Origin of the sequence: Amnibacterium sp., from assembly GCF_025463795.1 — a bacterium.
Lineage (GTDB): Bacteria > Actinomycetota > Actinomycetes > Actinomycetales > Microbacteriaceae > Amnibacterium.
Genome location: NZ_JAODBE010000105.1, coordinates 1 through 12,389, shown reverse-complemented (window position 1 = coordinate 12,389; position 12,389 = coordinate 1). Strand labels below are relative to the sequence as shown.

Annotated in this window: 13 protein-coding genes and 1 pseudogene; 8 read left to right on the top strand and 6 right to left on the bottom strand. The window is 74.0% G+C overall.

Translation table 11 applies throughout. The annotated features are described in order from the left end of the window. Positions 1-449: acyl-CoA desaturase (locus tag JWQ92_RS09365; protein ID WP_297344188.1), on the top strand; the 449-nt coding region annotated here is incomplete at its 5' end. Between the two features lie 3 nt (positions 450-452). Here the strand turns inward: JWQ92_RS09365 and JWQ92_RS09360 are convergent. The 4 genes from JWQ92_RS09360 to JWQ92_RS09345 are packed head-to-tail and all read right to left on the bottom strand — an operon-like array spanning position 453 to position 4,111. Then, positions 453-1,979 (bottom strand): NAD(P)/FAD-dependent oxidoreductase, encoded by a 1,527-nt coding sequence (locus JWQ92_RS09360; RefSeq protein WP_297344187.1) that lies wholly within the window; start codon positions 1,977-1,979, stop codon positions 453-455. Positions 1,980-1,990: 11 nt separating this feature from the next. Further along, positions 1,991-2,740 (bottom strand): glycosyltransferase family A protein, encoded by a 750-nt coding sequence (locus JWQ92_RS09355; RefSeq protein ID WP_297344186.1) that lies wholly within the window; start codon positions 2,738-2,740, stop codon positions 1,991-1,993. 3 nt (positions 2,741-2,743) lie between these two features. Next, entirely contained in the window at positions 2,744-3,466 is a 723-nt protein-coding gene (locus tag JWQ92_RS09350) for an RraA family protein (protein WP_297344185.1), read from the bottom strand. Positions 3,467-3,496: 30 nt separating this feature from the next. Then, positions 3,497-4,111 (bottom strand): Chromate resistance protein ChrB, encoded by a 615-nt coding sequence (locus JWQ92_RS09345; RefSeq protein ID WP_297344184.1) that lies wholly within the window; start codon positions 4,109-4,111, stop codon positions 3,497-3,499. 164 nt (positions 4,112-4,275) lie between these two features. Between JWQ92_RS09345 and JWQ92_RS09340 the strand changes: the two genes are divergently transcribed. Continuing rightward, positions 4,276-4,437 (top strand): hypothetical protein, encoded by a 162-nt coding sequence (locus tag JWQ92_RS09340; RefSeq protein ID WP_297344183.1) that lies wholly within the window; start codon positions 4,276-4,278, stop codon positions 4,435-4,437. 76 nt (positions 4,438-4,513) lie between these two features. Next, positions 4,514-4,771 carry a DUF6458 family protein gene (locus tag JWQ92_RS09335; protein WP_297344182.1) on the top strand — a complete coding sequence of 86 codons (258 nt, stop codon included), beginning with the start codon at positions 4,514-4,516 and terminating at the stop codon, positions 4,769-4,771. Positions 4,772-4,801: 30 nt separating this feature from the next. On the opposite strand, the gene JWQ92_RS09330 is transcribed toward JWQ92_RS09335, so the two are convergent. Next, positions 4,802-6,349 (bottom strand): APC family permease, encoded by a 1,548-nt coding sequence (locus JWQ92_RS09330; protein ID WP_297344181.1) that lies wholly within the window; start codon positions 6,347-6,349, stop codon positions 4,802-4,804. Between the two features lie 143 nt (positions 6,350-6,492). Between JWQ92_RS09330 and JWQ92_RS09325 the strand changes: the two genes are divergently transcribed. The 3 genes from JWQ92_RS09325 to JWQ92_RS09315 all read left to right on the top strand — a co-directional run bounded on the left by JWQ92_RS09325 (position 6,493) and on the right by JWQ92_RS09315 (position 8,917). Beyond that, positions 6,493-7,563, top strand: coding sequence for a hypothetical protein (locus tag JWQ92_RS09325; protein WP_297344180.1), 1,071 nt, complete (start codon positions 6,493-6,495; stop codon positions 7,561-7,563). Next, complete coding sequence (locus JWQ92_RS09320; protein WP_297344179.1) at positions 7,563-8,150, top strand: NTP transferase domain-containing protein; 588 nt, start codon at positions 7,563-7,565, stop codon at positions 8,148-8,150. The genes JWQ92_RS09325 and JWQ92_RS09320 overlap by 1 nt, the downstream gene beginning before the upstream one ends. Positions 8,151-8,290: 140 nt before the next feature. After that, positions 8,291-8,917 (top strand): NTP transferase domain-containing protein, encoded by a 627-nt coding sequence (locus JWQ92_RS09315; RefSeq protein WP_297344178.1) that lies wholly within the window; start codon positions 8,291-8,293, stop codon positions 8,915-8,917. Between the two features lie 22 nt (positions 8,918-8,939). On the opposite strand, the gene JWQ92_RS09310 is transcribed toward JWQ92_RS09315, so the two are convergent. Beyond that, the gene (locus tag JWQ92_RS09310) at positions 8,940-10,457 is read right to left on the bottom strand and encodes an MFS transporter (protein WP_297344177.1); all 1,518 of its coding nucleotides are present in this window, start codon (positions 10,455-10,457) and stop codon (positions 8,940-8,942) included. Positions 10,458-10,645: 188 nt separating this feature from the next. Between JWQ92_RS09310 and JWQ92_RS09305 the strand changes: the two genes are divergently transcribed. Together JWQ92_RS09305 and JWQ92_RS09300 are read left to right on the top strand one after the other, a co-directional pair. Beyond that, on the top strand, positions 10,646-11,617 hold the full coding sequence (locus tag JWQ92_RS09305) for an NYN domain-containing protein (RefSeq protein WP_297344176.1): 972 nt from the start codon (positions 10,646-10,648) through the stop codon (positions 11,615-11,617). A gap of 61 nt (positions 11,618-11,678) precedes the next feature. Further along, a pseudogene (locus JWQ92_RS09300) lies at positions 11,679-12,389 on the top strand (hypothetical protein); the annotation flags it as partial.

Genomic DNA, 12,389 nt, shown 5'->3' with positions numbered 1-12,389 from the left:
GGTTCGCCACGCTCGCGGTCGTCGTCGCCGGACCGGTCATCGCCCCCGCGTTCCTGCTCGTCCAGGTGCTGGTCTTCGGCTTCACCATGGGGTCCGCCTTCGCGCCGAACCACAAGGGCATGCCGCTCATCGACGAGTCGCAGCGGGTGGACTACCTGCGCCGCCAGGTGCTCACCTCCCGCAACATCACGGGCGGCTGGCCCGTCACGCTCGGCATGGGCGGGCTCAACTACCAGATCGAGCACCACCTCTTCCCGAACATGCCCAGCATCAACCTGCACAAGGCGCGCCCCATCGTGCGTGCGTACTGCGCCGAGGTCGGGGTGCCCTACACGGAGACGACGCTGCCGAAGTCGTGGGCGATCGTGGTCACCTACATCCACCGCGTCGGTCTCGGCGAGGCGGACCCGTTCGACTGCCCGGCAGCAGCCGCCTTCCGCCTCGCGTAGGCCTCAGCCCTCGAGCACGGCCCTGGCGGCCGCGTAGCCGCCGAGTCCGGAGACCGCGCCGCCGCGCACCGAGCCGGAGCCGCACAGCAGGATCCGCGGGTCGGCTGTCGCGACGCCCCACCGCTCGGCCGCGTTCCTGGCCGGGCGGTCGTCGGCGCGCCACGGCGGCGAGAGCGGGCCGTGGAAGATGTGCCCGCCCGGCATGCCCAGCGACGACTCGAGGTCGGCCGTCGTGCGCACCTCGATCGACGGCCGGCCGTCGGCGTCGGGCACGAGCAGTCCCTCGATCGGCTCGGCGAGCACGTCGTCGAGCGAGGCGAGCACCGCCGCCTGCGCCGTCTCCCGGTCGAGCCCGAGCCGGTGGGGCGCCTGCAGCCCGAACACGGTGAGCGTCTGCACCCCGGCCGCGCGCAGCGACGGGCCGAGGATGCTCGGGTCCGTCAGCGAGTGGCAGTACGTCTCGAGCGGCAGCGGCCGGGGCAGCGCTCCCGCGGCCGCGCGGGCGTGCGCGTCGTCGAGCTCCGAGGCGGCCTCGTGCACGTGGAAGGTGCCCGCGAACGCCGCCTCGGGGGCGACGGAGCCGTCCCGCAGCCGCGGCAGCCGGGTGAGCAGCAGGTTCGCCTTCACCTGCGCGCCCTCCGGTACGTCCGCCTCGCGGCCCAGGAGGCGCTCGAGCACCGCCGGCGCCACGTTCGCGAGCACGGTTCCCGCCGAGAACGTCCGCTCCGCGTCGCCGATGCGCGCCGTCACCTCGCCGTCGGGCGTGATCCGGCCGACCTCGGCACCGGTCAGGATCGTCGCGCCGGCCCGCCTCGCGGCCTGCTCGAGAGCGCCCGTGACGGCACCCATCCCGCCGACGGGGACGTCCCAGTCCCCCGTCCCGCCGCCGATCACGTGGTAGAGCAGGCAGATGTTCTGCGCCAGCGACGGGTCGTCGAGCGACGCGAACGTCCCGATCAGCCCGTCCGTGGCCACCATGCCCCTGACGAGGTCGGACGTGAACCGGGCAGCGAGCGTCGCGCCGATGGGCGTCGCGACGAGGTCGTGCCAGATCCGGGGGTCCACCCGTTCCCGCACCGCGGACTCGGACGGCAGCGGTTCGAGCACGGTCGGCCACACGGCTGCGGCGAGCGCGGCCGTGTCGGTGAGCCAGCGGCCGTAGGCGGCGGCGTCCGGCGCTGCGCCGACCGCCGCGAAGGAGGCCTCGGTAGCCGGCCGGTCGGCGGTGTCGATCAGCAGACCGCGGTCGGACCCGGGCAGCGGGGTGTAGGAGGCGTACCGCCGCCGGCGCAGCTCGAGCCGCAGGCCCAGGTCGTCCCGGATGCGGGCGGGCAGCAGGCTGACCAGGTAGGAGTAGCGCGACAGCCGGGCGTCGATCCCGGGGAACGGTGCCGCCGACACGGCCGCGCCGCCCACGCTCGCCGCCCGTTCGAGCACGACGACCGACCGGCCCGCCCGGGCCAGGTAGGCGGCGGCGGTCAGGCCGTTGTGACCGCCGCCCACGATCACGATCCCGACCGGCTCCGTCACGATGGCGGAGCCTACCGGGGCGGTCCCCCGCCGAGCAGGGGGCCGAGCAGGCGTCCGGCGGTCGTGGCCCGGAAGGCGGTCGCGTGCACGCGCACGGTGTGCCGGGTCTTTCCGGCGGCCGTCGCGAGCCGCCGGGGCGTGACCGCCCTGGCGGAGACCGCGACACCGATGCGCGGATCGAAGCGCAGGCGCCGGTCGCCGAGGTGCACCGTGAGGCACAGGTCGTCGTGCACCATCGGGTCCTGCCGGTGGAACCGGTCGCGCACCTCGAGCCACGCCGTGCGCCGGACGGCCAGGTTCGAGCCGTACAGCGGCACACGGCCGAGCAGGGTGCCGACGAGTCCGAAGTAGGCGCCGTGGTAGCCGAGGCCCGCCAGCAGCCGTGCCGGCCACGGCAGGTCCGTGAAGACGCCGGGGCCCGTCATCCCCGCGAGCCCGGGATCGGCGGCGAAGGCGGCGCGGATCCGGGCGATCCAGTCGACGGGCGGGACCGCGTCGCTGTCGAACCGCACGAGCACGTCGCCGGTCGCGGCGTCGTAGCCCGCGGCCGCGGCGCTGGCGATGCCCTCGACCGGCTCGAACACCACCCGCGCCCCGCCGGCGCGGGCGACGTCGGCGGTGTCGTCGCTCGAGCCGTTGTCGACGACCACGATCTCGTCCGGGGCGTCGGTGAGCGTGGCGAGGGCCTCGAGGCACCGGCGCAGCGCCGGCGCGTCGTCGCGCACGGGCAGCACCACCGAGACGCGGAGCTCGCCGGACATGCGCTACACCTCGATCTCGCCGCCGACCTCGCGGAGGTGCCGCCGGAACGTGTAGTCCGGATCCTGGGCGCGGCGCTCGAGGTAGTCCCGCAGACCCACCTGATCGCGGAGCGTGCGCCCGCCGCGGATCCGCTCCGCCTGCGCGCCCTCGGTGTCCCGGATCCGCTCCGCGTGCCCGAGCACCTCGTCGAGCCGGTCCGCGGGCACGAAGAGCACGCCGTCGTCGTCGCCCAGCACGACGTCGCCGTCGTCGACGGTCCACTCCCCGACCTCCGCGGGCCGGGTCGACTGCGGCGTCTGCGAGCCCCGGCGGTTCGGCGCGGCGTCGAGCGGGCCGGTCGGGATGCGGCCGAGGCTGAAGACGGGCAGCCCGATCCGGCGCAGCTCGACGGTGTCGCGGTGGAGCCCCCAGATCACCATCCCCGCGAGACCGGCCGCCTGCGCCTCGAGGGTGACCAGGTCGCCGACGCAGCTCTCGTCGAGCCGCCCTCCGTTGTCGACGACGAGCACGTCCCCGGGCTCGGCGCGCTCGAAGGCCTCGAGGAACACGTCGACGCTGCCCGCATGCCGGGCGGGGGCCACGCGGCCGGCGAGCCGCATGCCGGGCTCGACGGCCTGCAGCCCGGTCGGCCCGCAGCGCACCGGGACGTCCGCGCGAAGGCAGCCGTCGGCGATGTGGGCGGTGGTGACGGCGGCGAACCGCTCCTGGAGCGCTCGGGGGTCCATGCCCGGCATCCTGCCAGCGGGCGGCGGGACTCAGCCCAGCTCCGCCGGCCGCACCACCCGGTGCTCGCCGGACCAGGTGTCGCTGCGCCGCACCGCCTCGTAGACGCGCTCGGCGAAGTCGTTCAGCAGCCCCTCGCAGCTCCGCAGGCGCCGCTCCGCGTTCCGGGCCTCGGGAAGCAGCAGGACGTCGCGCTTGCGGAGGTCGCGGTACCACCGACGCAGGCGGTCGAGGCTCTGCTCCTGCTCCTCCAGCTCGCTGAACGTCGTCGTGCCCTTGGCCGTCTCGTCCGCGATGTCCTGCTCGAAGCGACCGCAGTCCCGCTCGAACTCCGCCCACTCCTCGAGCCGGGCCGAGACGAAGGCGTCGCGGAGCACACGGTCGGACTCCTCGTCGCGCGGCACGGCGTCGAGGATCGCGAACGTGCCGCCGCCGCGCGCGCACAAGGTGCGGGCCCGGTCGATCGCGGCCTGGAACGCGGGCGATGCGGGCAGGGCCCACGTGCCCGCCCCGACCGGCACCGCTCCCCCGCGGCGAAGCTCGCGCCACACGGCGACGCGGTGGCGGGACGGGTCCGACGGCAGCTGCACGAGCAGCAGGATCCAGCCCATGCGCACCTCCCGACGTGCTCGATGCTCCTGCACCATCCGTACCGCTCTTCGGAGCGGCCCGGGAGCCCGCTCGCCCCCTTTGCTGCGAAGTGTCCGGAAACTCCCTGGATGTACTCAGTCAGGCACGGTAGAAACGGGCACCGCCGCGGAGCCCTCCGTTTCGCGTCCGGATGTAACGACTGTTGGAGAACGAGGACCTCATGAACGCATTGCTCATCATCATCGCCATCGTCGCGATCGTGCTGCTCATCACCGGCGGCGTCGCCCACGCCCTGAGCTTCCTGCTGTGGATCGGCGGCATCCTGCTCGTGGTCGCGATCATCATCTTCCTCGTGCGAGCGCTCACCGGGCGTCGCGTCTGAGGAACCCCCTCGTCCGACCCGGGCGAGGGCGCCGCGTCACCCATGCGGCAGCAGAAGTAACGAAGGAGACAGATCCATGAGTATCGGCACCGGCGCCGTCCTGTTCGTCATCGGCGCGATCCTCGCGTTCGCCGTGCACGTTTCGGTCGGCTTCATCAGCCTGTCCACCGTCGGGATCATCCTGATGGTCGCGGGTGTCGTCGTGTTCGTCGTCGGTCTGGTGCTCGCCCTGCGCGGCCGCCGGTCCGTGACGACCTCCCGGACCGGCGTGGACGCCGCATCCGGCGAGCGCGTCACGCGGCAGACCGCCGACTCGGACGGCCCGCTCGTCTGATCCGCCCCCCGCGAAGGCGAGAGCCCGTCCTCAGTCGAGGGCGGGCTCTCGCGCGTCCACGGGCTGCTCGGCGAGCGCGGCGGCGTTCGCGATGCGGGTCGGCTTGCCGAGCCGCCAGAACAGCACCCCGACGGCGATGAAGACGAGCAGCGGGATCAGCTCGGTCGCGAGGTACAGCCACGCCTCCGAGGGCTTCCAGCCGTCCGGCCGGAAGCCGGTGCCGAACCAGTCGAAGCCGGCGCCGGGCGCGACGAGCTGCACGACGGTGAAGGCGAGCAGGATCATCAGCACGATCGTGAGGCCGCGGTGCCACGGCATCCGGTACGGCCGGACGATGTCGGGGTGGCTGGAGCGCAGCTTCCAGAGCGCGGGGTAGATCAGCAGGTAGCTGATCAGCGTCGTCGAGATCGTGACGCCGAGCACGGCGCCGAAGAACTTCGCCGCGTCGCCCTGCGTGATCAGCTGCGCGAGCACGAGGACGCCGCTCGCGACGATGCCGCTGAAGATGTTCACCCGGACCGGGGTGCCCAGGCGGTCGTGCAGCACGCCGAGGAACCGGGGTGCTGCGCCGTCGTAGCCGGAGACGGCGAGCGCCCGGTCCGAGCCCATGATCCAGGTGATGCCCGACGTGAGCACGCAGATCACGAAGAGGAGCGCGCCCGCGTCGCCGAGCACGGCGCCCGCCCCGGTGAGGGTCGGGGTCCCGTGGCTGACGGAGCCGCCGTAGACCGTGAAGACGGTCTTCAGGGCGTCGACCAGGCCGCCGAAGTTCGTGACCTGCGTGACGGGGAGCACGAGCAGGATGCCGAGGATCGGCACGGCGTACAGGAGGAACGACGCGACGGCCGACCGCGCGATCGCGAAGGGCACGTCCCCCGCGGCGTCCTTCATCTCCTCCCCCGCGCTGTTCGGCAGCTCGAAGCCCACGTAGTTGAACAGCAGCACCCCGACCAGCGCGACGAATCCGCCCGCCGTGGGCACGAAGTCCCCGGCGCCGAGGCCGTGCACGCCGTGCTCGAGGCCGTAGATCACGACGGAGACCGTGAACAGACCGAGCAGCAGGAACCGGGCGAACGCACCGGCGGTGGTGATCCACTTGCCGAGCTTGAACGACAGCACCGCGGCGAGGACCGCCACCCAGATGAAGACGAGCGAGATCACGTAGACCCACACCGTCGGGTAGGCGGTGCCGTCGTTGAAGAAGGTCTGCAGCGCCGCGACGGCGGTGATCGCCAGCGTGCCGCCGAGCCACACCGGGTTGGTGACCCAGTACATGAAGTTGTTGATCGCGCCGGCGAGATGGCCGAACGCGAGACGCGTCCAGAGGTACGGGCCGCCCTCCTGCGGGAACGCGGTGCCGAGCTCGGCGAACAGCATCGCCTGCGGCACGAAGAACACGACGGCGAGCAGGAGCATCCAGGTGAACGCCTCGCCGCCGCTCGAGGCGACCGAGGCGATCGTGTCGACCCCGACGATCGTGCAGATGAGGAAGAAGAGGATGTCGAAGCGCCCGAAGTGCCGCTGGAGCTTCAGCCGCTCCGCGTCCGCGGGTGCTGCCGTCGACGTCGCAAGAGCCATGCCTGCCGCCTTTCCGTGTCGGTCGGCGCAATCCTGGCCCTGATCGCCCCGTTCCGCGTGTCCTCGGTGTTACGAGCATGTTTCGCAGGACGCCTGCGGCGGGGCGAGGACGGTGCGGCCACCTCGCCGGACAGACTGGTCGGATGATCCGCCGCCTGGTCGTCACCGCGGCCGCCGCCGCGGCGGCTCTCGCGGCGCTCGCCGGACCGGCCGATGCGTCGCCCGTCGTGCCGCAGGGCACGGTCGGAGTGGACGTCTCGTTCCCCCAGTGCTCGGCCTTTCCCGGCTTCCCCGGCCCGATCCTCACCCTGCCCCTGTCGTCGTCGTTCGTCGTCGTCGGCCTGAACGAGGGCGTCGCGGCGACGGTCAACGACTGCCTCGGCACCGAGCTCGCCTGGGCGGGCACCCCGGCACGCGATCGGCGCGTGGACCTCTACCTGAACACCGCGGATCCGGGCCCCACGTCCGCGCGCTGGCCGACGTCGTCGGTCGGCTCCCCCGGCACGCCCTACGGGCAGTGCCGGGCGGGCGACGCGGGCCCCGCATGTGCGTACGCGTACGGGGCCGTTCTCGCCCGCGCCGATCTGGCCGTGCCCGGCCTGCCCGCGCCGGCCACCGCCACCTGGTGGCTCGACGTCGAGTCCGCGAACACCTGGAGCGGCACCACGGCGGCGCACCGCGCGGTCCTCGAAGGGATGACCGCGGCCCTGCACGCGGCCGGCGCCCATGTCGGCGTCTACGCGGCCCGGGGCGACTGGACCGGCATCGTCGGCACCGTGCCGGCGACGAGTCCCCTCTACGGAGTGCACACCTGGCTCGCCGGCGCGACCACGGCGGCCGGCGCGGCGGAGAACTGCACGCACGCGCCCCTGACGGCCGGCGGCCGCATCGACCTGGCGCAGTACACGGGGTTCGCCGACACCGTCGACAGCGACCTCGCCTGCCGTGTGCTGCACGTGCCGTCACGGCCGACGATCACGGGCACCGCGTCCGTGCGGCACCCGCTGACGGCGAGGTCCACCGGATGGGCGGCAGGCACGAGGCTGACGTACCAGTGGCTGCGCAACGGCCACGCGATCGCCGGCGCCACGGGCCGGACCCACCTCGTGAACGCCGCGGACCGGGGCACGCGCCTCGCCGTGCGGGTGACCGCGCTGCGCACCGGGTCGTCGCGGGCGCAGACCACGAGCGCGAACCGGCTCGTCGCCCGCTGATGCGGGACGTCGACGCGGTGCTGCTCGCGGGCGGCCGCGCGACGCGCCTCGGCGGCATCGACAAGACGGCGCTCGGCGCCGCGGGCGACACCCTCCTGGACCGCGCCCTGCGTGCGGCGGCGGGCGCCGCCCGGCGCATCGTCGTCGCGGATCCCGCAGCGGGACGTGCACCCGGGGACGTGCTCTGGACCACCGAGACGCCGCGCCACGGCGGCCCCGTCGCCGCGCTCGCCGCGGCGCTCGCCCTCCCGGGCCCGGCCGCGACGGCCGTCCTGGTCCTCGCCGCGGACCTGCCGCATGTCGAGGAGGCCGTGCCCGCGCTGCTCGCGCAGGTCGATCCCGCGGACGCCGCCGACGGCTGGATCGCGGTCGACCCGGACGGCCGTGATCAGCCGCTGCTCGGCCTCTACCGTCGCGCGCCGCTCCTGGCCGCGGTGGCGGCGCTGCCCGGCGGACCGGCCGGTGCGCCGCTGCGCGGGGTGCTCGAGCGCCTGACGCTCGTCCGCGTCCTCGTCTCCGCCGCGCTCGTGGCGGACGTCGACACCCCCGCCGACGCCCGCGCCGCCGGCCTCGACCTCCCGAGCTGACCGACCGCGATTCGCAGCGCGACCCCCTTCCGCACGACGGGGAGCACGTGCTCCCATAGCCGTGGGCGGATTCCCGACGCAACGGAGCGACGGGAGGGCCGTGGGCGCGGCCACCGCTCGAGGCACGGAGGTGGGCGGCCATGATGGAGTGGAACGCGATCGTCCTCGCCGGAGGCCGCGCTGCGCGGCTCGGCGGGATCGACAAGTGCGCGATCGAGATCGGCGGCAGGCGGCTGCTGGACGCCGCGCTGGCGGCCACGGCGGGCGCGTCCGCGCGCGTCATCGTCGGGCCCGAGCGGCGGTGGGCGCGGGACGTCCCGCGGGTGCTCGAGGAACCCCGGTACGGCGGGACGCAGGTGGCCGTCGACGCCGGCCTGCGGGCCCTCGCCGACACGCCGGAGCAGCTGACCGCCGTCGTGGCAGCGGATCAGCCGAGGGCGGACGACGCCCTCGCCGAGATCATGAAGGAGGTCCGCCCGCAGGCGCCGGTGGACGGCTGGGTCGCCATGGACTACGGCGGCAACCGGCATCCCCTGCTCGCGGTCTACCGCACCGAGTCGCTCCGTCGCGCGCTCGCCGCGGAGCGGGCGGAGGCGGGGCGGCTCGGCCGGCAGATGCAGGGCCTGCTCTCCCGGCTGACCGTCCGGCCGGTGCAGCTGCTCGGATACCTCTGCGCCGACATCGACACGCCGATCGAGCTCGTCGAGCACGGGCTGGACCCGGAGCGGATCCTGCCGAGGGAGGCGCTCCGGGTCCAGCCCGGGTGACGGCGAGCCGGGCCGCGCGCCGCTAGGCGGCGGCCCGCTCCGGCTCCCGGGACTCGGGCCGCCGGCCGCCCTGCGAGACCGTCCTCGGCAGCGTGAAGACGAGCAGGAACGCGACGACCGCGAACGCCGCGCTGACGGCGAGCGCCGCGGCCGCGCTCGTGCCGAACGCGTTCGCGAGGTCCGTCGTGGTGGGTCGCCGGCCCGTCGGCACCGACAGCGTGCCGAAGAACACCGAGCCGATGACGGCGATGCCGATCGCGGATCCGATCCGCTGCATCGTCGAGATGACGCCGCTCGCCGCTCCGGCCTCCGCCGGGTCGACCGTCGCGACGATGAACTGCGCGTTCGGTGCGATGAAGAGGCCGCTGCCGAAGCCCGCGATCAGCAGTGCGGGCAGCAGATCCCAGTTCGTGAGGTCGGGCGACGGCACGAGCAGCAGCACCAGCCAGAGCGCGATCAGGCCGAGGGCCACGAGGCCCGCGCCGATCACGAGCACTCGGCGGCCGATGGTCGCGGCCAGCCGGCCGCTCTGGGAGGCGCCGACGATGCTGCCGGCCGCGAAGGGGATCGACACGAAGCCGGACTCGAGCGCGGTGTGGTGCAGGCCCGCCTGCCAGAGCAGCGAGATCGAGAAGAAGATGCTCACGAACGCCGCGAAGTAGACGAGCGCGAGGATCGTGCCGGCCGTGAACGCCAGGTGGCTGTAGAGGTGCGGCGGAACGAGCGCGCTCCTCCCCCTCCGGGCCGTGCGCACCTCCCAGAAGGCGAACAGCACCAGCAGCACGACGCCGGCGGCGAGGGTCCAGAACGTCCACGGGGGCCAGCCCTGGTCCTGCCCCTCGATGAGCGGCACGAGGATCGCGGTGAGACCCGCGGAGACGAGCAGGAGCCCGATCAGGTCGAGGCCGCCCTCCTTCCTGCGGGGTCCGACGTCGTTCGGCACGAGGACCGCGCAGGCGATCAGCGCGACCACGCCGATCGGCAGGTTCACGCCGAAGACGAGGCGCCAGCCGTCCTTCTCGCCGAACGCCTGGATGAGCAGACCGCCGACCAGCGGGCCGAGCGCGGAGGCGACCCCGATGACGGCGCCCAGGATCGCGAACGCCTTGCCGCGCACGCGGCCCGTGAAGAGCAGCTGGATGTACGCGGAGACGGCGGGCAGGTAGATGCCTCCGGCCAGCCCCTGCACGACGCGGGCGACGATCAGCTGCATGTCGTTCTGCGCGAGGCCGCAGGCGACGCTCGCCGCCGTGAAGAGCGCGAGGCCCGTGAAGAACACCCACTTGTGGCCGTACCGATCGCCGAGGCGGCCGGACGGGATGAGCGCGAGGCCGTAGGTGAGCGAGTAGCCCGAGATCACCCAGGACAGCGTCGACTCCGACGCGTTCAGGCTCGTGCGGATCGTCGGGAGGGCGACGTTCACGATCGTCGCGTCGAGGAGCGACATCGAGATGCCGACGAGCAGCACCGCGAGCGCCCGCCAGGCGCGCGCCGGCTCGATCGTGATGGAGCCGGCGGAGGCGGCTGGGGCGTCGGTCACGGAGAGCCTCTCGGAAGCAGGGACGGCGCGCGGAACGGCTGAGCCTCGCACGCCCGTCGGACGCCGACCGCTCCGCGTGCCGGGGCGATCCCCTCGGTGGACGGTTCCCAGCCGATCCACGGGAACCGGGGCCATGCCTCCGGCTCCGGCAGACTGAGCACAGTCCACCGTCCTCCTGAGGAGCCCCAATGGCCGAACCGGCCGCCGCCCGCGTCGCCGTCTACATCGACTTCGACAACATCGTCATCGGCCGCTACGACCAGGTGCACGGCCGCAGCAGCTATCACCGCGACCGGGCGCGCGCGACCGACGCCGCGGCCGAGGCCGAGTTCGCCGACCGCCTCGAGCAGGCGACCGTCGACCTCGGCGCCATCATCGACTTCGCCTCGTCGTTCGGCACCCTCGTGCTGACCCGCGCGTACGCCGACTGGTCGGCAGCGGTGAACTCCGCCTACCGGGACCAGCTCGTCGGCCGCGCGGTCGACCTCGTGCAGCTGTTCCCCGCCGCCGCGTACGCGAAGAACGGCGCCGACATCCGGCTCGCCGTCGACGCCGTCGAGGACATGTTCCGGCTGCCCGACCTGACCCACGTCGTGATCGTCGCGGGCGACTCGGACTACATCGCCCTCGCCCAGCGCTGCAAGCGGCTCGGCCGCTACGTGGTCGGCATCGGCGTCGCCGGCTCCACGAGCCGGTCGCTCGGCGCGGCCTGCGACGAGCTCGTGACCTACGACGCTCTGCCCGGCGTGCCCCTGCCCCCGAGCGCGGCGGACGAGCCGCAGGGCGAGGAGCGGCGGACCGCGCGGCGGTCCGGTCGCCGCTCGTCGAAGCGGCCGCCCGCCACGGACGAGCCGCTGCCCGAGTCCGCCGAGCAGGACGCCCAGGCGGATGAGGAGGACGACGAGGACCCGCAGGGCGCGGCGACCGACCTCCTCCACCGGGCGCTCCGGCTCGGGCAGGAGAAGGACGACGCCGACTGGCTGCACAACTCCGCGGTGAAGACGCAGATGAAGCGAATGGATCCGTCGTTCTCGGAGCGGGCGCTCGGCTACCGCTCGTTCTCCGACTTCCTGCGCAGCCGCGGCGACCTGGTCGACCTCGACGAGAGCAGCACCGCGCGGCTGGTGCGGCTCGCGGATCCGGCGGAGCGGCGAGGCTGAGCCCGTCCAGGCCCCTTCAACCCGTCGTCCCTAGCGTCGTACCCGGACCGATGGAGGGGCGATGGCACGGCGGGATCTGGGTCCGCGCCTGATCGACGCGACCCTGCACCGGTTCCAGCCGCTCGCGCCGGACTGGCTGGTGCGGGTCGTCGCCCCGAAGCAGGCGCCGGTGCCGTGGGCGGACATGGTGCGCGTGGCGGTCTCGGTGACCACGCCGCTGGCCGTCGGCATGGTCACCGGCCAGGCCGGCGTCGGCGGCTTCGCCGCGATGGGGGCGCTCCTCGGTGCGTTCGGCGACGCGGGGGGCCCGTTCGCCCGGCGGTTCCGGCGCGCGTCCATCGGTCTGGCGGGCGGCCTGATCGGGCTGCTGGTCGGCCGGCTGGTGCTCGGCACCGGCCTCGCCGCGGTGCCGGTCGCCGCGCTGTTCGGCGTCGTGTCCGCGCTCGTCTCCGGCATCGACGCGGAGTTCTCCTTCGGCGGGCTGCAGCTGCTCGTCTACCTCGCGATCTCGAGCGGACCCGCCCATGCCGTGCCGCCGCTCGTGCTCGCGGGCGCCGTCGTCTCCGGTGCCGCCTGGTCGATGCTGCTCTCCCTGGTGCAGACCCTCGTGGTGCCGATGCCCGACCGGCCGCCGCTCGCGGTCGCGGCCGTGCTGGACGAGCTCGTCGCGCTGCTCCGCCTCGTCGCGGACGACGGGGCGCGGTCGGAGGAGGCGCTGCGCCTGGCACGGCGCCGCATCTCCATCGCGGTCGGCCGCGCCTACGATGCGGTC